Annotated in this window: 20 protein-coding genes, 1 tRNA gene and 1 pseudogene; 11 read left to right on the forward strand and 11 right to left on the reverse strand. The window is 39.9% G+C overall.

The features are described 5' to 3' along the window. Positions 1-55 precede the first annotated feature (55 nt). Positions 56-1,459, forward strand: a complete 1,404-nt coding sequence (gene lpdA / locus DQ356_RS06810) for a dihydrolipoyl dehydrogenase (protein ID WP_114303722.1) — start codon at positions 56-58, stop codon at positions 1,457-1,459. A gap of 76 nt (positions 1,460-1,535) precedes the next feature. Here lpdA and DQ356_RS06815 read toward each other — a convergent pair whose 3' ends face one another. Further along, the gene (locus DQ356_RS06815; protein ID WP_114303723.1) at positions 1,536-2,573 is read right to left on the reverse strand and encodes a catalase family protein; all 1,038 of its coding nucleotides are present in this window, start codon (positions 2,571-2,573) and stop codon (positions 1,536-1,538) included. Continuing rightward, positions 2,545-2,769, reverse strand: a complete 225-nt coding sequence (locus tag DQ356_RS06820) for a KTSC domain-containing protein (RefSeq protein WP_114303724.1) — start codon at positions 2,767-2,769, stop codon at positions 2,545-2,547. Before DQ356_RS06820 ends, DQ356_RS06815 begins: the two co-directional genes overlap by 29 nt. A 50-nt stretch (positions 2,770-2,819) precedes the next feature. On the opposite strand from DQ356_RS06820, the gene DQ356_RS06825 reads away from it, so the two are divergent. Further along, a complete protein-coding gene (locus DQ356_RS06825) occupies positions 2,820-3,644 on the forward strand; it encodes a CvfB family protein (RefSeq protein ID WP_114303725.1) in 825 nt (274 codons plus the stop codon). Positions 3,645-3,727: 83 nt separating this feature from the next. On the opposite strand, the gene DQ356_RS06830 is transcribed toward DQ356_RS06825, so the two are convergent. From DQ356_RS06830 to DQ356_RS06845, 4 genes are all read right to left on the reverse strand, one after another. Beyond that, a tRNA-Pro gene (locus DQ356_RS06830) sits at positions 3,728-3,801 on the reverse strand. 51 nt (positions 3,802-3,852) lie between these two features. Continuing rightward, complete coding sequence (locus DQ356_RS06835; protein ID WP_114303726.1) at positions 3,853-4,200, reverse strand: hypothetical protein; 348 nt, start codon at positions 4,198-4,200, stop codon at positions 3,853-3,855. Next, on the reverse strand, positions 4,197-4,598 hold the full coding sequence (locus DQ356_RS06840; RefSeq protein ID WP_114303727.1) for a VOC family protein: 402 nt from the start codon (positions 4,596-4,598) through the stop codon (positions 4,197-4,199). Before DQ356_RS06840 ends, DQ356_RS06835 begins: the two co-directional genes overlap by 4 nt. 82 nt (positions 4,599-4,680) lie before the next feature. Further along, positions 4,681-5,031 carry a T9SS type A sorting domain-containing protein gene (locus tag DQ356_RS06845; RefSeq protein WP_114303728.1) on the reverse strand — a complete coding sequence of 117 codons (351 nt, stop codon included), beginning with the start codon at positions 5,029-5,031 and terminating at the stop codon, positions 4,681-4,683. Between the two features lie 130 nt (positions 5,032-5,161). On the opposite strand from DQ356_RS06845, the gene hemB reads away from it, so the two are divergent. Further along, a complete protein-coding gene (gene hemB / locus DQ356_RS06850; RefSeq protein ID WP_114303729.1) occupies positions 5,162-6,154 on the forward strand; it encodes a porphobilinogen synthase in 993 nt (330 codons plus the stop codon). 22 nt (positions 6,155-6,176) lie between these two features. Here hemB and DQ356_RS06855 read toward each other — a convergent pair whose 3' ends face one another. Next, positions 6,177-6,503, reverse strand: a complete 327-nt coding sequence (locus tag DQ356_RS06855) for a TM2 domain-containing protein (RefSeq protein WP_114303730.1) — start codon at positions 6,501-6,503, stop codon at positions 6,177-6,179. A 129-nt stretch (positions 6,504-6,632) separates the two neighbouring features. Here DQ356_RS06855 and lptB point away from each other — a divergent pair. From lptB to DQ356_RS06885, 6 genes and pseudogenes are all read left to right on the forward strand, one after another. Further along, a pseudogene (lptB, locus tag DQ356_RS06860) lies at positions 6,633-7,358 on the forward strand (LPS export ABC transporter ATP-binding protein); the annotation flags it as partial. Positions 7,359-7,903: 545 nt separating this feature from the next. Continuing rightward, a complete protein-coding gene (locus DQ356_RS06865; RefSeq protein ID WP_114303794.1) occupies positions 7,904-9,622 on the forward strand; it encodes an ABC transporter ATP-binding protein in 1,719 nt (572 codons plus the stop codon). A 63-nt stretch (positions 9,623-9,685) separates the two neighbouring features. Further along, complete coding sequence (locus DQ356_RS06870; RefSeq protein ID WP_114303732.1) at positions 9,686-10,267, forward strand: hypothetical protein; 582 nt, start codon at positions 9,686-9,688, stop codon at positions 10,265-10,267. A 35-nt stretch (positions 10,268-10,302) separates the two neighbouring features. Next, a complete protein-coding gene (locus DQ356_RS06875) occupies positions 10,303-10,872 on the forward strand; it encodes a cob(I)yrinic acid a,c-diamide adenosyltransferase (RefSeq protein WP_114303733.1) in 570 nt (189 codons plus the stop codon). Positions 10,873-10,975: 103 nt separating this feature from the next. Continuing rightward, a complete protein-coding gene (locus DQ356_RS06880; protein ID WP_185123772.1) occupies positions 10,976-11,608 on the forward strand; it encodes a thiamine diphosphokinase in 633 nt (210 codons plus the stop codon). A gap of 270 nt (positions 11,609-11,878) precedes the next feature. Beyond that, on the forward strand, positions 11,879-13,270 hold the full coding sequence (locus tag DQ356_RS06885) for a type III PLP-dependent enzyme domain-containing protein (RefSeq protein WP_114303735.1): 1,392 nt from the start codon (positions 11,879-11,881) through the stop codon (positions 13,268-13,270). 30 nt (positions 13,271-13,300) lie between these two features. On the opposite strand, the gene DQ356_RS06890 is transcribed toward DQ356_RS06885, so the two are convergent. The 4 genes from DQ356_RS06890 to DQ356_RS06905 all read right to left on the reverse strand — a co-directional run bounded on the left by DQ356_RS06890 (position 13,301) and on the right by DQ356_RS06905 (position 16,082). After that, positions 13,301-13,993 carry an HAD family hydrolase gene (locus DQ356_RS06890; protein ID WP_114303736.1) on the reverse strand — a complete coding sequence of 231 codons (693 nt, stop codon included), beginning with the start codon at positions 13,991-13,993 and terminating at the stop codon, positions 13,301-13,303. Positions 13,994-14,317: 324 nt separating this feature from the next. Then, positions 14,318-14,896, reverse strand: coding sequence for a hypothetical protein (locus tag DQ356_RS06895; protein WP_126723245.1), 579 nt, complete (start codon positions 14,894-14,896; stop codon positions 14,318-14,320). A 4-nt stretch (positions 14,897-14,900) separates the two neighbouring features. Continuing rightward, the gene (locus DQ356_RS06900) at positions 14,901-15,161 is read right to left on the reverse strand and encodes a DUF2089 family protein (RefSeq protein ID WP_185123773.1); all 261 of its coding nucleotides are present in this window, start codon (positions 15,159-15,161) and stop codon (positions 14,901-14,903) included. Positions 15,162-15,359: 198 nt separating this feature from the next. Continuing rightward, entirely contained in the window at positions 15,360-16,082 is a 723-nt protein-coding gene (locus DQ356_RS06905) for a hypothetical protein (RefSeq protein WP_114303739.1), read from the reverse strand. Between the two features lie 643 nt (positions 16,083-16,725). On the opposite strand from DQ356_RS06905, the gene DQ356_RS06910 reads away from it, so the two are divergent. Next, entirely contained in the window at positions 16,726-18,465 is a 1,740-nt protein-coding gene (locus DQ356_RS06910; RefSeq protein WP_114303740.1) for an RHS repeat domain-containing protein, read from the forward strand. 3 nt (positions 18,466-18,468) lie between these two features. Continuing rightward, the gene (locus tag DQ356_RS06915) at positions 18,469-19,548 is read left to right on the forward strand and encodes an RHS repeat-associated core domain-containing protein (protein ID WP_114303741.1); all 1,080 of its coding nucleotides are present in this window, start codon (positions 18,469-18,471) and stop codon (positions 19,546-19,548) included. Positions 19,549-19,550: the final 2 nt, after the last annotated feature.

Raw genomic sequence — 19,550 nt, forward strand, 5'->3', positions numbered from 1 at the left:
TATTTTTCGTAATTTTGTGCAGATAAAACGATTAATAATATACTAAAAAATAAAAATGAGTCAATTCGATCTTATCGTTATCGGTTCCGGGCCCGGTGGTTATGTTGCGGCAATCAGAGCTGCACAGTTGGGTTTCAAAACAGCTATTATTGAGAAATATCCCACCATGGGCGGAACGTGCCTCAATGTTGGGTGTATTCCTTCCAAAGCCATGCTGGACAGTTCGGAGCATTTCCACAATGCGGTTCACAATTTTGAAAACCACGGAATTTCAGTACAATCTCCGACTGCCGATATTGCAAGAATGGTAGAGCGTAAAAACGAAGTGGTAGACCAAACAACCAAAGGAATCCAGTTCCTGATGGACAAAAATAAAGTGACCGTGTACCAAGGTGTTGGTTCTTTTGAAAGTGCTACACAGGTAAAAGTGACAAAAGACGATGGCTCGTCAGAAATTCTGGATACGAAATATGTCATCATTGCGACAGGCTCGAAACCATCGTCACTGCCATTCATCAATATCGACAAAGAAAGAATCATCACTTCCACAGAAGCTTTAAATCTAAAGGAAATCCCGAAAAAAATGCTGGTTATTGGGGGCGGCGTTATCGGCCTTGAGCTTGGTTCCGTATGTTTAAGATTAGGTTCCGAAGTGACCGTGATTGAATATATGGACAAAATTATTCCGGGAATGGATGGAGCTTTGTCTAAAGAACTTCAGAAGGTTCTGAGAAAACAAAAAATGAAGTTTGAACTTTCCACCGCTGTTTCCGCTGTAGAAAGAAACGGTGACATTGTGAAAGTAACAGCAAAAAATAAAAAAGGCGAAGAAGTTGTTTTTGAAGCAGATTACGTTCTCGTTTCTGTAGGAAGAAAGCCTTACACAGAAGGATTGGCTCTTGAAAAAGCGGGTGTTGATCTGGATGAAAGAGGAAGAGTAAAAGTAAATAAACATCTCCAAACCAATGTTTCGAATATTTACGCTATTGGTGATGTAATTCAAGGTGCGATGCTGGCTCACAAAGCGTCTGAAGAAGGAGTTTTGGTAGCAGAACAGTTGGCAGGACAAAAACCACATATCAACTATAATTTAATTCCGGGTGTTGTATATACCTGGCCTGAAGTAGCCGGAGTCGGACAAACTGAAGAACAGCTGAAAGAAGCCGGAAGAGCAATAAAAGTAGGTAATTTCCCGATGAGAGCTTTGGGAAGAAGCCGTGCTTCAGGAGATATTGACGGTTTCGTAAAAATTATTGCTGATGAGAAAACCGATGAAGTTTTGGGTGTTCACATGATCGGTGCCAGAGCCGCAGATATGATTGCAGCAGCAGTTACCGCGATGGAATTCCGGGCTTCTGCAGAAGACATCGCAAGAATGTCGCACGCTCACCCTACGTTCGCAGAAGCGATCAAAGAAGCAGCATTGGATGCTACCGGTAAAATTGCCATTCACATGTAAATTCTCACGTAGGGCCCATATTGACGGCGCTTTTCACAGTGTGAAAATTTATTGTAAAATTAATTGAGGCGCCATTTTATGGCGTCTTTTTATGTTGTTCTTTTATGTTTTCTTTAGAATTAATTTCATTTCGGGTTTCCGCAGCCGTCTGATAAATAATATTCCGCAACTGCTGTATTTTTCCCACAGGCTGTAATTGTTCAGGATTATCAAAAGGATTAAAAACCAGCGCTTCTACTTCAGGATCCTGAACATTTAGCAACGAGTTTTTCGGTAAAGTGAGGATTCCGATTTCTATTTCTGTCGCATTTCTCCACATTTTGGTAAGATCGTTGACCGGATGGCGGTTCAGGTCGCTGCACAATTGAAATACCAACTTGTACTGCGCTTCCTGTTGACTGAAGTATTTGCATATTCTGTCTTCTCCGCGTTCATTTTTGGCAAAATTCTTTTCAATTTCTATCGGAATCAGTTTTATTTTCATGATAAAATCTCCGAGCCTAAAACAACCGATGGAATGAAAAGGGAAAGACAAGATAAAATCATTTTTTCTGAATAACAGTTGTGCCGCATGTTTCATAATGTCGGGAGAAAATATGCCCGGAAAAAAGGTCCTGCTGTGAATCAGCAGTGCAGGAAGATCCATTGCAGACACGACAAAATTATCTGCTTTGGTCGTGAGAAAAGTGTTCATTGATATGAAAAACTTCAGAAATCCTGCTACCGAATTGGTGGGAAAAAGAGGAAAATTAACCAGTGGAAAAAGAATATTCCGATCAGGAGCTTTTATTTTTAGCGATATTCCATAAGCCGGAACTTCATGTTTTGACTTAAAAATAATGGGATTGGAGTGAGAAAATCTTGCAGTCGTTTCATAATTCTCTTCAGGAAAAATCATCCGCAGCCAGTTAGGAATATTTGGGTGAATCTGTAATGTTCCCCATGCTACAGCATAACTTTTGGAATGTGCAGCTCTGGTAGCATAGGAAACATGACTTATTTTTTTTGATATTTGAATAAATTCCCTGACGGAAACGGCGGCTTTTTCCAACAGTTTTATTTCTTTTGAGTTGAGTTCGTCAAACTCAGAACGGTAACGGATCAGGTTTTCCATTGGATATTCTTTTAAACGGATAAAATCCTTTTATTTTCTTATTTAAAAATGTGCCTTTTGAAAAAGCGCCCCGGAATTCATCAAAGACAATCTTCGGAACTTCCATATAATCATATATTTTACCCGACAGAAACTCAATGCGAAGAATCATCTTTTCGGGAAAATACTCATATTTTTTAATCACAGTGGAAGGCATATTCGTTTTTCAGCAATAACTGTTCCGAGCAATTATCTTAACTTTGCAACATGAACATTGGCAAAACACAGACTTTAAAGGTTTCAGAAAAAAATACTTCCGGATATATACTGGTAGATGATCAGGAAGAGAAGGCATTTCTGCCGAAGATTTTCGTTCGCGATGAAATGCAAGAAGGCGATGAAATAGAGGTGTTTGTTTATCAGGATGATGACAAACTGAAAGCCACAACTGAAAAACCTTTGGCCGAAGTAGGTGAATTTGCGGTTATGAGTTGTGTGCAAAGTCTGCCTAGTGGTGCATTTATGGATTGGGGAATCATCAAGGATTTGTTCATTCCGTACAAGCAACAGAAGGCCAAGATTGTAGAAGGCAAACGCTATTTGGTGTATGTTTATGTTGATGAACCTACAGGTTTGATCACCGGAACAACCAAGTTCAAAAGAAATCCGCAGTATGAAGATCTGCCTTTCAAAAAAGGCGACAGAGTGAGTCTTATTTTGATGGGAGAAGGAGAGTTGGGCTGGAATGTCATTATTAATAAAGAATATATCGGTTTGATTTATGCTTCGGATGTATATAAAAAACTCTATCCTTTGTCCGAAGAAACAGGCTACATTAAAACCATCCGCGAAGACGGTAAAATCGATGTTTCCCTGCAACCTGAAGGGTACGCCAATATAGATGAATTTCAGAAAATAATTTTGGAAAAACTGGAAGGAAATTATGGCTTGTTGTATGTTTCCGACAAATCTACTCCGGCAGAAATAAAAGATGAACTCCAAATGAGCAAAAAGAATTTTAAAAAAGCGATCGGAGGTTTATACAAAGACAAGAAAATCGAAATTCTGGATGATAAAATCCGGTTGCTGTAAGACTTTTTAGGAAGCCGAAGCCGATCGGGAAGGTGAAAATATTCATAAATAAGAAAGCCCTCATAAGATGAGAGCTTTTTTTGTCGGGATGACTGGATTCGAACCAGCGACCACTTGCACCCCATGCAAGTACGCTACCGGGCTGCGCTACATCCCGCTTTGGGACTACAAAAATAAGAATTTTTTGTGATTTGGAAAAGCGAGAATACTATTCTTTTCTCACCAAGAGAATCCAATCATCTTCCAGAAATTTATAACCAATATCATATACAAAACGATATTCTGCACCGTTTTTATATACTTTTAAGTTGGTAAAATATTCAAAATCAAAACCTTCCTCTGAAAGTTTTTTTCGGGTAGTCTTCACTTTCCCTTCGGTAAACCGGTTTTCTGAAAGTATTCTGTAATTTTTGCGGAGTTTGTTATGAGTATTCCGCATCAGATTAGTAACATCTTTATTATGCTTGTTGTTATAAGAATTTCTACAGGCATCATTGCAGAATTTTTTATCCGCTCTTCCTATAATCCTGTCACCACATTCCAAACAAGTTATCATATTCCATTAATTTTCTGCGCAAAAACAATAATATGACCGTCAGGATCAGCAAAGTAAAAAGCTTTATCTCCCCAGTTCATGTCCTGCAAAGGACTGATGATGTCAATATTCAAAGCTTTAACATTCTCATATTCCGAATCTATTTGATCGGAATACAGATACAGTTCGCAGCGTGGAATTCCGGTGCCGGTTTCGGGAGCTGGCATTTTATCCTTTAGAATCTTCGCAATTCCTGCATTCGGCATTAAACCCAAAACGATATTGTCTGCAATTTCAAATTCACTCATTCCCGGAACATTGAGCCGAGCCTTTTTTCGGAATATTTTCTCGTAAAAAACGGTGCTCGATTGCTGATTTTCCACATAAAGAATAAAATGTATTTTATTGAAACCAAACATCGTCAAAGGATTTACATCAAAGATAAAAAAAATATCCGCTTCAGGAAGCGGATAATAATAAGTTTTAAGTCAGTAGATTACATTATTGTTTAATGATCTGTTTTATCTTCGTCGTATTGTCGCTCAGGGTGTACTTCATAAGATATTTCCCCGGTCTTAATTTTTCTACATTAATTTCAGCAGCGTTCATGTTGACATTATACATTGCGACAGGCATTCCCAGAATGGAATAAAAAGTAACAGATTTTACCCTCAGCGATTGGTCTTTTGTTTTCAGGAAAAGAACATCTTTGGTAGGGTTCGGATATACCGTAAGGCCGCCGTCATCAGCCTTTTGCTGGCTGAAGGAAGGCTCTTTTATGCTTTGGGCGCTCCAGTTTGATACACTGGAAGTGAACCCTAAAAAGAGTATAAGGAATAAATATTTTTTCATAGACACTTTTTTGCAGTACGTATTAACATTGCGAATGTACTCATTATTAAAATAATTTGCAATAGTTTTTTACATGAAGTATGCGTAAATTTGTATCTTCAAAAATAATACCACAAAAGTCCCTATCGAAATGATACTATATTCACGAAACAGAAGATTGAGAATGTCACCTGCGCTGCGTTCATTGGTTCAGGAAACTGTCCTTACAACCAACGATTTCGCAATGCCAATGTTCATTATGGAAGGAAAAAACACCCAGGAACCCATCGCATCCATGCCGGGAATTTATCGCAGAACTCTGGATCTGGCGGTGCAGGAATGCAAGGAATTATACAGTCTGGGAATAAAAGCAGTGAATTTGTATGTGAAAGTTCCCGAAAATCTGAAGGACAACACCGGAAAGGAATCATGGAACAGCAACGGATTGATGCAGTCTGCCATCAAAGCCATCAAAGATGCAGTTCCGGAAATGGTCATCATGCCGGATGTTGCGCTGGATCCTTATTCCATGTACGGTCACGACGGAATTATTACCAATGGAAAAATTGATAATGATGCAACCAATGAAGCTTTGGTGAAAATGTCTTTGTCTCATGCTGAAGCAGGAGCAGATGTCCTCGCACCGAGTGATATGATGGACGGAAGAGTAGCTGCCATCAGATCTGGTTTGGAAGAAAACGGATTTACAGACGTGGGAATTCTCAGTTATGCGGCTAAATATGCAAGTTCTTTTTATGGGCCTTTCAGAAGTGCTCTGGATAGTGCTCCGAAAGAAAATAATGACATTCCGAAGGATAAGAAAACCTATCAGATGGATTTTCACAACTCCCGCGAAGCGATGGATGAAGTCATGAAAGACATTGAAGAAGGAGCGGATATTATTATGATAAAACCCGGTATGCCGTACCTGGATATCGTTTCAAAAGTTCGTGAAGCGATCGATTTGCCCATTGCCGTGTTCAACGTGAGCGGAGAATATGCCATGCTGAAAGTTGCGGCACAAAACGGCTGGCTGGATAATGATAAAGCGATCATCGAAAGCCTCACCTGCATCAAAAGAGCCGGTGCCGATATGATCTTTACTTATGCTGCAAAAGAAGCTGCAATGCTCTTAAATCAATAAAGTTACTAGGTAAATTCAGAAATTAAAACCAGGGACGCTTATTTTTCAGGTACGTTTCATCAAACTGGCGGTCGTTCATCGTGAGATAAATGACACCTTCTACGACAGGAATAATGAACACCGCGGGAAATAAAGCACTTCCTATTCCACAGGTAATAAGGGTAAGCAAAGGAATTATAATCAGTGTAGAAAGCAATAAAATCGCGCCTTCGGTCGAATATCCGAGATAAAATTTGTGAACTCCCAACGCTCCTAATAAAATAGCGAGGATTCCCGTTGTCAGTTTCTTTTCTGAACGGTAGGGTGGGAGATTTTGTCCTTCAGGATTATGATAACCATACGTTTCCATCGTTGATATTTTAATGTGGTGAACCTGATAAGTCGCAGCCGGAAAAGTGATGTTACAACACGACGCAAAGCTTTCTTAAATTTAACGGCCCGGCCTGCAACTTCAAACAAAAATGATATATTTGTTCCCATGATTTTACGGGGAGAAAATTTAATAAAGGAATACGGTCCGAAGAAAGTGGTAAAAGGCGTCTCTGTAGAGGTTTCGCAGGGAGAAATCGTAGGTCTTTTAGGTCCAAATGGTGCCGGAAAAACCACCACATTCTATATGATTGTAGGATTGGTAAAGCCCACTTCCGGGAAAATTTTCCTCGACAATAAAGAAATTACTTCAGATGCCATGTATCGTCGTGCCCAGAAAGGAATCGGGTATCTGGCTCAGGAAGCATCCGTTTTCAGAAAACTTTCTGTAGAAGAAAATATCATGGGAGTGCTTCAGCTCACCAAACTGAGCAGGCGCGAACAGCACATTAAATGTGATGAACTCATCGAAGAATTTTCACTTCAGCATGTCAGGAAAAACCGGGGCGACCTGCTTTCCGGTGGCGAAAGAAGAAGAACTGAAATTGCAAGGTGTCTTGCAACAAGCCCGAATTTTATTCTTTTGGATGAACCTTTTGCAGGAGTAGATCCTATTGCCGTTGAAGATATTCAGAAGATTGTACGCAGTCTGGTAGATAAAAATATCGGAATCTTGATTACCGATCATAATGTGCAGCAAACCCTGGCCATTACTCATAAAACCTACATCATGTTTGAAGGGCGCATTCTGAAGGAAGGGCTTCCCGCCGATCTTGCGAATGATCCGCAGGTAAGAGAGGCTTATTTGGGAGAGAATTTTGTCTATCAGGATATTTTGAGCAAGCCTAAAAAGAAGAAAATGGCTTATAAAATATGGGCCGGCAATTTTGAAAGCAAATCCAGTTTTCAGCAATATGTAGAAGATAATTTTTCAGAAGAACCGAATTTACGTCTGTTTTACGGTTTTGAAGACATCAGTTTTGCCTCTCTTGCCAATTCCGAAATTGAATATATTTTTAATGAAGTGGTGGATAAAAATGCGAATAATTCCTTCCTGTTTCAGAAAACAGATATCAATTCTAGTTACAGTCTGGAGGAGGCTGAACAGCATGCAAAAGCACTGAGTCGGGATGATTTGCATTATCTTACCTGCTATTCTTTTGAAGGGTAAAATTTTTGAAACTTCTTGTTTCCTTTCTGCATAAGGAATACTTAGAAAGCCAATAATTACCGTTTTGGTGTGTTTTTGGATGATCTCCAGATTCATTTTTCTTTTTATTTTTTCATTCATTGCCAATGGCCAAAAAACCATTTCGAAGAACCGTTACCCTGCTTGAGATTTACCGGCAGATTCTTCCTTTCATCAAACCGTATCGGTGGATGATTTTCGGAACCTTAAGCCTCACTTTTATCGGTGCACTCGCAGCACAGGTAAATCCACTCGTTTTGAAATACACCATCGACGAGGTGGAGCAAATCATGAAACTTCCGGATCCTATGACTGAAGGAATTCATGTTTTGGTCATCATCGCATCCATTCTTTTGGGTAAAGAGCTGGTGCATATTTTTATCAATTTCGGGCAGAAATTTTATGGCGAGAAAATACGGATCAATACCAGTTCTGTGCTGGCGCAAACGGTGATAGACAAAATTTTGGACTACCGGGTTTCTTATTTTACGGATGAACATCACCATTCTGGAAAACTTCAGACGAGAATAGACCGCGGTATTGAAAGTCTTACACGGCTGGTTCAGAACTTTTTCATTGATATTCTTCCCCTCTTTGCCAATGCAGCTATTGCCCTCGTGGTGATGTATCTTCAAAATGTTTATGTTGGTTTGGTTTCTACTTTTGTAATTCCCGTGTTTTTCTGGGTGAGTTCTTTGCAAGCTAAAAAATTGAGTGGTGTGCGGAGACAGCTCAGAAATCAGAGAGAGCAAAAAACGTCCGGGCTTTTGAATCTTATCAATTCTATCATGGTAATTAAAAGTTTTGTCCGTGAAAAATTTGAAGGAAAAAAACAGTATGATCTTCAGATGCAGCTCATGGAAAGCCAGCTCCATACACGGAGAACCAATTTTCTCTATGACGGACTGAAAACTTTTATTGAACAGTTCGGGATTGTTTTGGTAATCCTCCTCACGGTGTATCTCGTACTCGGCCAGCAGATGACCATTGGTGCTATCATGCTTCACATCATGCTGTTTGGAAATGTATCTGCTCCCATTAGGCAGCTTCACAGGATTTATGACGATATGAACGATGCCATCATTTATGCTGAAGGATACTTTGAAATCTTAAATGCCGATGGTGAAAAAGAAGCCAGCGGAACGAAGTCGACGGAAATAAAAGGAACATTTGAACTGAAAAATGTAACTTTTTCTTATCCTAATGGTGCTGCCGCTTTGCAGAACGTTTCTATGAAAATCGAAAAAGGAAAAACCACTGCATTAGTGGGACTTAGCGGTGCCGGTAAATCGACAGTCATTAATTTGCTTTGTAAATTTTATGATCCCGATTCCGGTGAAATCCTATTGGATGGAATTCCGCTTTCGGAGTATGATAATCATTCGCTCAGAGATGATATTGGGCTTGTGTTGCAGAAAAACCACATTTTTCAGGGAAGTATAGAAGACAATATTCGCTATGGAAATATGAAGGCTTCTTTCAGTGAAATAAAACAGGCTGCAGAAAAAGCTTATCTCCACGATCAGATCATGAAACTTCCGGAACAATACGCACATGATGCTACCCAGCTTTCCGGCGGACAACAACAGAGAATTGCCATCGCAAGGCTCTTTCTGAAAAATCCCCCGGTAATTTTTCTGGACGAACCCACTGCAAGTCTGGATGCCGTAGCAACTGAACAAATTAAAAATTCCCTAGATGCCATAAAAGAAGGCCGAACTGTGGTCATCATATCCCATTCGCTGTCGCAGATTCTGGATGCAGATACCATCTATGTTCTGGAAAGTGGCAAAATGGTGGAACACGGTTCTCACGAAAAATTATTCAATGAAAACGGAGCTTACAGACAGATTTTTGACGCTTCCGCAAGAAGCCTGAATCTGGAAAAAATGGTGAATGCGTACAAATAAAACGCGTCAGATACACAACACAAAGACTTTTTTTCCGTTCTTTACACGCTAAAATTTATCATTATGAAACAGGTGTTCATCGGAGTCGGCATTCTTGGTTTATTGTTCATTTCGTGCAGCAAAATTGAAGAAAAGGTCAACAGTACCGTTACAAGTACTCAGGAAAAAGTACAGCAGAAAACAGAAGAATTGGTTCAGAACGCGGTTACAGATCAGTTGGGAAAACTAGTGGATGCCGAAGCGTTGTCTTTCGACAGTGTTTTTCCGCATTCGCAGCCGGATCTGGTACAGGAAGACTCGGGAAAGAAAGTAGTTTTTCCTAACGGAGCTCCGTTTTACTTTTTTAAATATAAAACTTCCGATAAAGACGCACTACTGAAAATGCTGTATGAACAGGAAACCACTGATGAAGCACAATCAATGAAGACTTTTGAGAAAGTTGACGGCGCATTATTCGTCGAAAAATTAAGCTTTTTTGAAAAGTTTCTTCCGGCTGATGCTTTTGGAGGGGCAGTTATTGAGGAGCTGAAAAATAACCCGACTGCAGAATATTATAAAGTGAAAAGATTTCCACATTCCAGCACCATCATTTACAATCCGAAAAATGGTACGGTGTATCAGTTTGTTGATGTAAAAAAGCAGTAAAATAACATTGATTCGAAATTCAGTAAATTAGTCCAATGAAAATTTACACGAAAACCGGAGATAAAGGAGAAACGGCACTCTACGGCGGAACCAGAGTTTCAAAAGCCAGCATAAGAGTGGAAAGCTACGGAACGATAGACGAACTGAACGCTTTCATAGGACAGGCAAAAAGTAAAATTCACGATGCTGAAATAATACAACAGCTGAAGAAAATTCAGTTTGATCTTTTTACCGTTGGATCAGAATCGGCTACACCTGCGGATAAACTGTTATTGGCCAACGGAAAATCAAGGCTTCCGCTCATCATTTCTGATCAGGAAATTGAAGAACTTGAGCAATGGATGGATGTTTTGGATGAAAATCTGGAACCGTTGCAATATTTCATTCTTCCGGGTGGTGGCAAAGCCGCAACAGCGCTTCATGTTGCCCGAACCGTTTGCAGAAGGGCAGAACGGGCTTTGGTTTTTCTTAATGAATCAGAAGAAGTGCGTCCGGAACTCATCCGCTATCTGAACCGCCTTTCCGATTATCTTTTTATCGCGGCGCGGTATATTTCCAAAATCAACGGAGAAGAGGAAGAGTATTGGAATCCGAACAACAGATAATTCTGGAAAATGGATACCAATTAATGAACGAAAATTAAAAAATATCCGTGCCATTCTGTGTAATCTGTGAGAGAAAATTAATCTGTTAGAGAGTAACAAATCCGTGAAAGAAAAAAGAGCACTCCTTTTCATCAATGGAGAACCACCCGAAAAACTTCCTGTTTTTGAAAGTTATGATCTGATAGCGTGCTCTGACGGCGCATTCCATTACTTAAAGTCTTTGGGATTTCCCCTGAAAAAACTGGATTTTATTTTCGGCGATTTCGATTCGCATTCTGGAAACGACGCTCTTATTTATCAGGAAAAATTCATTTATACTCCGGATCAGGACAAAACCGATTTCGAAAAATCTCTTGAAATTCTGAAGCAGAAAGGTGCAGCGACAGTGGATGTTTACGGAGGAAGCGGTGGCGAAATGGATCATTTTTTAGGCAATATTTCGGTAGCTTTCAGTTTTAAAAACCGTCTGGAAATCCGTTTCTATGATGAGTTTTCAACCTATTATTTTATTCCGAAATTTATTTCTCTGAAAGGTGTAAGAAACAAAATGATTTCCCTGTATCCTTTTCCGGCCGCCGAACGTATTACCACTTCCGGGCTTCACTGGCCGTTAAATGCTGATGACCTGAGCATTACTTCCAGAATCGGGACGCGGAATTTCGCTTCCGAAGATGAGGTGACGATCGAGTATGAGTCTGGGGATCTGCTGATTTTTATCGGAAAGCAATACCTCTGATTTTTTTAAGAAGATTTTAGAGCCAGTTTAAATTTTTAACGACATATTTTTTTAGTATAGGTATTTTAATCATTCTCAATTACACTTTTATGCTCTTTTCGGCGTATTCACCCTTTTATTTTTAGTTTAACCCGCTTAACTTTCAATCTAAAAGAGCAAAATCCATCCAGAAATAGCGATAAAAATTGAAAATTGTAAAATTTAAACAGGCTCTTAAAACAGAAACTCAATCTTTTTTAGCATTTTTGCAGATTAAATCTTATTCCAGAAATGAAAATTAAATATTCCGAGCTGATTGATCAAACCTTGTATTTTCCGACAGAAGAATTTAATGTTGCTGAAAATAACTTGCTTTTTCATGATATTCCTTTAATGGACGTCATTGAACAATTCGGAACACCTTTAAAAATTAGTTACTTACCAAAAATTTCCCACAATATCAATCGTGCAAAGGCCTGGTTCAAAGAAGCTTTTGAAAAACATGATTACAGAAAAACCTACAGGTACTGTTACTGTACCAAATCCAGCCACTTCAATTTTGTGCTGGAAGAAGCGTTGAAAAATGATATTTCCATCGAAACTTCTTCCGCTTATGATATGGATATCGTGAAAGCGTTGTATGATAAAGGAAAAGCGGATAAGGAAATAGAAGTGATCTGCAATGGTTTTAAAACCGATGATTATCTGCAGAAAATTTCTGAAATGGTGAACAGCGGTTTCAGCAATATCACACCGATTCTGGACAACTATCGCGAACTGGATAAACTGACGGAAAGTATCGATTCTACGTTTAATATCGGAATCAGAATTGCTTCAGAAGAAGAACCTAAGTTTGAATTTTATACTTCCAGATTAGGAATCGGATACAAGGATATTATCCCCTATTATTCCCAGAAAATTGCTGAACATCCCAACGCAAGGCTGAAAATGCTCCATTTTTTTATCAATACCGGAATGAAAGATACCGCGTATTACTGGAACGAACTGTACAAATGTCTTCGGGTGTATGCAAGGCTGAAGAAAATAGCTCCGGAAGTAGATTCCCTGAATATTGGTGGCGGTTTTCCTATTAAAACTTCCCTGAATTTTGATTACGATTACCAGTACATGGTGGAGGAAATTGTTTCCCAAATCAAAAAGTTCTGCGAAGAAGAAGGTGTGGATGAACCTAATATTTATACGGAATTTGGAAGTTTTACGGTAGGAGAGAGTGGTGCCAATCTATACAAAATTATTTCGCAGAAGCGCCAGAACGACAGAGAAAAATGGAACATGATTGATTCATCTTTCATGACTACCCTTCCGGATACCTGGGCCATTTCCCGACATTTTATTATGCTTCCGCTCAACCGGTGGGATGATACTTATGAAAGGGTGTTCTTGGGCGGACTTACCTGCGATTCCGACGATTATTACAACTCTGAACAGCATACCAACGCGATTTATTTACCGGTATTCAGCGATACAAAGCCTTTGTATATTGGTTTTTTCCATACGGGTGCGTATCAGGAAACTATAGGCGGATACGGTGGTGTACATCATTGTCTGATGCCACAGCCAAGACATATCCTCATTCAGAAAGATGAAAACGGGGAGTTTCAGTATGAAATTTTCCGCGAAGAACAAAAACCTGAAGATGTGCTGAAACTGCTGGGATATTAATCTTCCCGCTTTTAAAACTTTTGCGTTTCGTTAGGTTAAAGCGGACGCTTTTCTGCCTGAACCGTTAAAAAGAGGAGCGATATTTTCTGTTTTCAGTTCCGAAAAATCAGAAACCACTATTCCGGCTTTGGAATAATCCTGCTGATGCGTGTGTTCGCTGGTGTATGCTGCGCAAAATATTCCGGCAGCGTGTGCTGCATGGATACCATTGGTAGAATCCTCAATCACCATACAGTTTTCGCGGGGTTCTGCGGCCAGTTCTGCTGCTTTCTGGAAAATTTCAGGATGCGGTTTCGAAGCTTTCAAGTCGGCACCGCTTATTTTTGCGATAAAATACTGATCCAGATCAAATTTTTCAAATACCCAGCGTATCGTATTCATGCTGGCGGAAGAGGCCAAGACAAGTTTGATATTATTGCGATGGTAGTTTTGGATAAGATCGAGAACACCCGGAATCAGGTCAAAAGTGGTATCGTGATCGAAATAATCTTTAAAATAACGCCGTTTGGAACTGATGATATCTTCCGGAGTTTGTGAAAGATCAAAATGTTGTATCACCGTATCACATACTTTTTTGGTCGAAGCGCCCGTGAAGGTAGCGTAAAGTTCCTCAGAAACATCAATATTTAAATCATGAAACGTTTGGAAATAAGCTTTGCGATGAAGCGGTTCGGTATCTACAATGACACCATCCATATCGAAAAGTACTGCTTTAAAAGGCATTTGTATTTTTTACAAAGATACGTTTTCCTTTTTTTTTGATTTTGACTGGAGAGAGTAATAGAGGGTTTATCTTTTTATTTAAACAAGGTGATTCCCTTATCTAATCAAACGCTATTTCAAAATACTGAAGAATAGCGTTGTACTGATCCTGAGCGGTAAGGCAAGTATCTAACAAATATCGGCAAATCTACAATAAATCAGAGCGCTTTATCTCTTAGTTTTTGCCAATAACGGTATGATCAAGGATTTAATTTTTTCTGGAAAAATGCTTCGATAAGAAAATATTCACTAGTTAAATTGGAAATGGATAATATTAAAATTCTTCTAGATAAAGTGAATGATTGCTTTGGAAATAACTTCTGCTGCAATAAGTGCGAAGGCGAAAAGCAACCAATGTTGCCACTTTCGTGCATTCACAGCAGTCTTGAAACCGAAAACCATCAGCGTTAGCTCATGGGCAAGAAATAAAATTAATACTGCAGAAAATAGCATCAGAATCATCATATCTGAAGAAGATACCGACGCGGGGGTTTCCTGATGAACACTGTCAATTAACTGCTCCGAAATTTCTGAAATACGCTGGTTATTAGCGAAAAGTCCGGCTAAATAAATCGGAAATCTGCTGATCAGTGCCACATTTAATATATCGATAATTCTGGTTTTGGAATTGATTATTATTCCGGCAATAAAAAGAAGCAGACTTAAAATCACAACATTGATCACGTTCTCTGTCAGGCTTTCTGTAAAAGTGACCGGAGAAATGTGTACATCAAAAATGCCGTCGTACGTCACCCCGAAATAATATCCGATGAAGCTGCCCCCCAAAAGAAAGAAAACTCCTGCCATCAACAGGGCTTTTTCAGAGAATTTAGAAAATGGGTTAAAGAATAATTTCCAGTTCATATTGTTATTGGTTTTTAATTTTTTTGATCAGGTCATCCATTTTATTTCGCATCGTTGGGTAGGAGAGGTCGGCCTGTCTTGCCATTTCTTTAATACTTCCGGAGGAAAGAAAAAAATTCAGGATAAATTCCTGTTCATCCTGAGAAAGTTGGAGATAAAGTGGCAAATCATAGTTTCCGCTTACGCTCGTTTCACACAGGTTGCATTTCAATTGGTGAACGTTAAGTGCAGTTTCACAACTGGGACAATGTACAGGAAGTTTCATTGTTATTTTAATTTAATTAATACTTTATTGCACAAAGTTAAATAATGTTTTAATATTAACAAATCATTTTGGATTTTAATTTATTAAATGGACACTTTTATTGATTTCTAGAATATCCCACTTCACCGAGAGTCATTTGTGATACGAAAAGAAGCCGTCTCACAACTGAGGCGGCTTTATAAGAAGGATTTTAGGATGCTATATCCTATTTATTCCGGTCCAAAGGTAAGTTGCCGAAAAGGTTTCTGATCTTTTTTCCGATAACCCGTTACCGCTGTACTGCACCATGCCTATAATCAGAAGCCATCCCGGAGCGTCATCCGCAGGCACTGTCCATTCCTGAGCCGGGTTTTCAGAAGAACGGCCGACCTCCATCGTCAACGTGGAGACTATCTTAAGCGGTACGTCCGTTGAATTCAGGTTGACCGACACTGCTGTGAAGGTCAGCAACGCAGAAGTTGCTTTTGGAAGTGTTTTGATTTCCCTGCCCCATTTTATGGCGGGCAGGCTTACCTTCAGTGCTCCGTTTGCGGTTCCTTTAAAAAAGGGAAAAAAATTCGTACGTTCGTGCCATTTCAGTTTCCGATTAAACTCAAAGCCTATCAGTGCTTCCGGACTTCCGAACTGCGGCTCCTCTTGCTGCGCACCGTTGCGCCCACGCGTAATACATTTCTGCAGCCTGCCCCGGTGTTGTGCTGCCAGATACTGTATAGCAGGCATCTGCAGTCGATTAAGCAATTTAGTTCTGAATTTTTTTTCCCGACTGCTCACCATCCCGAAAACTTTTGAAGCAGCCTTGGTACGCTCCGACTGCCTTACCAAGTCAGGTCTCAACCGTGTATATTTCCGGTCGCCATCATTTACAAATACGATCTCTCCGAGGGCACCGCTCAAATTTCCTTTTTTGTTAATATTGGCCATACTATTCAGTTTGAGTTTTCTCTTTTTAATTACGTTCTTAGAGCCTGTTTACATTTTATCGATATTTTTAGTATAGATATTTTAATCATTCTGAATTACACTTTTATGCTCTTTTCGGCGTATTTCACCCTTTTAACCCGCTAACCTTTCAATCTAAAAGAGCAAAATCCATCCAGAAATAGCGATAAAAATTGAAAATTGTAAAATTTAAACAAGCTCTTAAAGATACATTTTTTTTATGATCGATGCGAAGGGAGCGTATTAGTAGTTTTTTCAAAAAATAATTACAAAAACTCAAGCAATAAAGTTAAACAGGCACCTAAAAATCTATGTTTTTTTTCTCCATTTACATTTTTTTTAGTACCTTTCATCTCTTATTCTGATCACATGCAGGATCCATGATCCTGTGTTATGCATTTTCGGCTGTCTTTTTTCTCATTTATTTATTTATTTTTATCTCTGACCTATTGCACTTGCATTGGACTTGTAATGTCGTTGTATTGCTCTTACCGGCGGTGACCCCTCGGTATGTCTATAGGTATGGTACGGGTAAAGAGACGCGAGAGGGTTCATCGATTCATGGGGTATAGGAGGGGTTCTGCATACCTACTACGTATATAACGAATACGACCAGCTCGCCTTTGTGGTTCCGCCACTGGCTGCCGTTCCACCTTCGCTTACCACCACCATTCTGGATCAACTCTGTTACCAATACCGCTATGATGGCCGGAACCGGCTGGTGGAAAAGAAGCTTCCCGGAAAAGGCTGGGAATATATGGTGTATGACAAAGCAGACCGCCTGATTCTCACCCAGGATGCCAATCTGGAACAACAGGGAAAATGGATGATTACCAAGTATGATATTTTCGGAAGGGTGGCTTATACCGGGATTCTGCCGGGAGGTAACAGAATCAGCATGCAGAACCAGATCACGAATCTTGTGATCACCGAAACAAGAGATACCGCGGGGTTTTCAAAGAACGGCATGCAGGTGTACTACACGAATGGGTATTTTACCAATATCCAAACAGTTCTGTCTGTCAACTATTACGACACCTATCCCACAGGCAGCCCTGCGCTTCCTGCACAGATCTTAGGTCAGGATATTCTTTCTCAGGATGCGCAAAGCCATAACCAGAGCACCAAGTCGCTGCCTACGGCAAGCTATGTAAAGAACATAGAAGATGACAACTGGACAAAAACCTATACCTGGTATGATAAAAAAGGCAGGGCCGTCGCCACCCATAGCATCAACCATCTCGGAGGCTACACCAGAACGGAATCTTTGCTGGATTTTGCGGGAGTCCCACAGCAAACCTACACCTACCACAAAAGGCTGAACAGCGATGCCGAAAAAGTGATTGAGGAGACCTTTACTTACGACCACCAGAACAGGCTGCTGGAGCACAAACATGAGGTGGATTCTCAGCCTGAAGAAATCCTTGCCCAGAACGAATACAACGAGCTTTCTCAGCTTGCCAACAAACAAGTAGGCAACGGTTTGCAGAGCATCGATTACGAGTATAATATCAGAGGGTGGATGACAAAAATCAATGAACCTACAGATCTTAATGGAAAATTGTTCGGGTATCAGATAAAATATACCAATCCCGAGGAGGCCACTGCACGGTTTAACGGAAATATTGCCGAAATAGACTGGGCAAAGGCCACCGGTTTTAATGAACCTACCATCAGAAGATACAGTTATTCTTATGATGCTATTAACCGGCTTGCCAACGCCAACTTTTCCGAACCCAATACCGCTTTCCCCAATAATGAATTTTACAATGAAAATATTTCCTATGACTTGAACGGGAATATCCAGCATCTTTTACGTAATGCCCCTTCGTTTTACGGCAATTATGCAGAGCAGATTGATGAACTTTCCTACGAATACAACGGAAACCGCTTGATCACCGTGAATGATGGCAGCGGAAATCCCACAGGATATGAAGGCGGAGGAAATCCTATGGAATATGATGCCAACGGCAATATGCTTACGATGCCGGATAAATACATCAATCAAATAGGGTATAATTATTTGAACCTTCCTAATGCTATAGGAATACATGAAAATAAGTTTAAATTTCTGTATCTGTACCGTGCAGACGGTACCAAACTTAGAAAGCTCACAAACCTTACGCAACAAGACGGGGAGTTTGCTACCATCACCGAATATATTGACGGGTTTCATTATCTTACCACTCAAGGTGCGCCTGACAACAATGCGAACCCCGTGTATTTTGCGTATGAGCAGGAAGCCTTTATTGAAGAAATGCAGCTGAGCCCCAATGAAACTGCCTTACGCTTTTTCCCAACCGCTGAAGGCTTTTATGATTTTGAAAATAGTGAGTATATTTACCAGTATAAAGATCACCTTTGAAACGTGAGATTAAGTTATAAAGATGAAGGAAACCAAAACCCGATCGTAACGGACAGCAATGATTATTATCCTTTTGGGATGAGCTTTGTTAGAAACTCTGAAGAAGATGCTCATTTTGGCGTAGGAAGTTATACTAATTACAAGTACAACGGGAAAGAGCTACAGGAGACCGGGATGTACGATTACGGCTGGCGCATGTATATGCCGGATATCGCTAGATGGAACGGGATCGACCAGTTGGCTGAAAAATTTTCAAGCAACTCGCCCTACAATTATGTAGGTAACAATCCTATCCTTATTTTTGATCCTGATGGAAGAGATTGGTATTATACAAATGATGGGCAGTATCTATATGATAAGAGCTTAAACAGAGATAATGCCACCCAATTTTTCAAAGATAACGGTATAGAGGGTGCCAAATATGCTTTTGAAAGTAATACGATGGGTTATATGCATTATGCTGCCAACGGTTACATTTATGATGATTCTGCTTCTGGTGGAGGTAAAGCTATTGAAAGCGGAAAAATGCAGCATATTGAAGAAGTAATCATTAACCATCCAAATGCGATCGCAAAAAGAAATGCAGAAGCAGCAAGATATAGACTGCGTGATGCAGAGGCTAAAATGTTTGGAGGATATGCGTATGGGATGTCAGTAGGTTATACATATGGTACAACTGGATATACCCTTTCTTTGCTTCAAAACTTTGGTACAGGCCAAGCTAAATTATTCGGTACAGCTTTAACGGGTTTAGCTAAAGAAAGTTACGGATTCAATTTTCAATTAAACATTTTGTCTGCGTATGGAACAAACACAGATGGCTCTCGTAATACGGATGTTTTTGGCCAAGCTTTGGGGCACGGCACCGAAGTTTCAGGCTCTTATATTTTTGGAGGCTCAGCAAATACAAGTGCCAATGCTACTACTGGACTCCCTACAACTTTTGGAACAAGGGCGGTAAATATTAGTTTAGGTACATCTGTAGGAGGAGGGATTTCAAGGACTTATACTACCGATTTAACCCCTTCGCTTAATCGTTTTTTAAAATTTAACTGGGTTCAGCATAAACCACAATTTGATTAGAG

The organism is Chryseobacterium lacus (assembly GCF_003336205.1).
GTDB lineage: Bacteria > Bacteroidota > Bacteroidia > Flavobacteriales > Weeksellaceae > Chryseobacterium_A > Chryseobacterium_A lacus.

Coding starts and splice junctions, on each gene's coding strand:
- DQ356_RS06865 (WP_114303794.1), top strand. CDS start 7,904: ATGATTTTCGGAACCTTAAGCCTCACTTTTATCGGTGCACTCGCAGCA.
- DQ356_RS06835 (WP_114303726.1), bottom strand. CDS start 4,200: ATGATAACTTGTTTGGAATGTGGTGACAGGATTATAGGAAGAGCGGAT.
- DQ356_RS06905 (WP_114303739.1), bottom strand. CDS start 16,082: ATGGCCAATATTAACAAAAAAGGAAATTTGAGCGGTGCCCTCGGAGAG.
- DQ356_RS06870 (WP_114303732.1), top strand. CDS start 9,686: ATGAAACAGGTGTTCATCGGAGTCGGCATTCTTGGTTTATTGTTCATT.
- DQ356_RS06815 (WP_114303723.1), bottom strand. CDS start 2,573: ATGGAAAACCTGATCCGTTACCGTTCTGAGTTTGACGAACTCAACTCA.
- DQ356_RS06840 (WP_114303727.1), bottom strand. CDS start 4,598: ATGTTTGGTTTCAATAAAATACATTTTATTCTTTATGTGGAAAATCAG.
- DQ356_RS06885 (WP_114303735.1), top strand. CDS start 11,879: ATGAAAATTAAATATTCCGAGCTGATTGATCAAACCTTGTATTTTCCG.
- DQ356_RS06875 (WP_114303733.1), top strand. CDS start 10,303: ATGAAAATTTACACGAAAACCGGAGATAAAGGAGAAACGGCACTCTAC.
- DQ356_RS06855 (WP_114303730.1), bottom strand. CDS start 6,503: ATGGAAACGTATGGTTATCATAATCCTGAAGGACAAAATCTCCCACCC.
- DQ356_RS06845 (WP_114303728.1), bottom strand. CDS start 5,031: ATGAAAAAATATTTATTCCTTATACTCTTTTTAGGGTTCACTTCCAGT.
- hemB (WP_114303729.1), top strand. CDS start 5,162: ATGATACTATATTCACGAAACAGAAGATTGAGAATGTCACCTGCGCTG.
- DQ356_RS06895 (WP_126723245.1), bottom strand. CDS start 14,896: ATGAACTGGAAATTATTCTTTAACCCATTTTCTAAATTCTCTGAAAAA.
- DQ356_RS06825 (WP_114303725.1), top strand. CDS start 2,820: ATGAACATTGGCAAAACACAGACTTTAAAGGTTTCAGAAAAAAATACT.
- DQ356_RS06820 (WP_114303724.1), bottom strand. CDS start 2,769: ATGCCTTCCACTGTGATTAAAAAATATGAGTATTTTCCCGAAAAGATG.
- lpdA (WP_114303722.1), top strand. CDS start 56: ATGAGTCAATTCGATCTTATCGTTATCGGTTCCGGGCCCGGTGGTTAT.
- DQ356_RS06900 (WP_185123773.1), bottom strand. CDS start 15,161: ATGAAACTTCCTGTACATTGTCCCAGTTGTGAAACTGCACTTAACGTT.
- DQ356_RS06890 (WP_114303736.1), bottom strand. CDS start 13,993: ATGCCTTTTAAAGCAGTACTTTTCGATATGGATGGTGTCATTGTAGAT.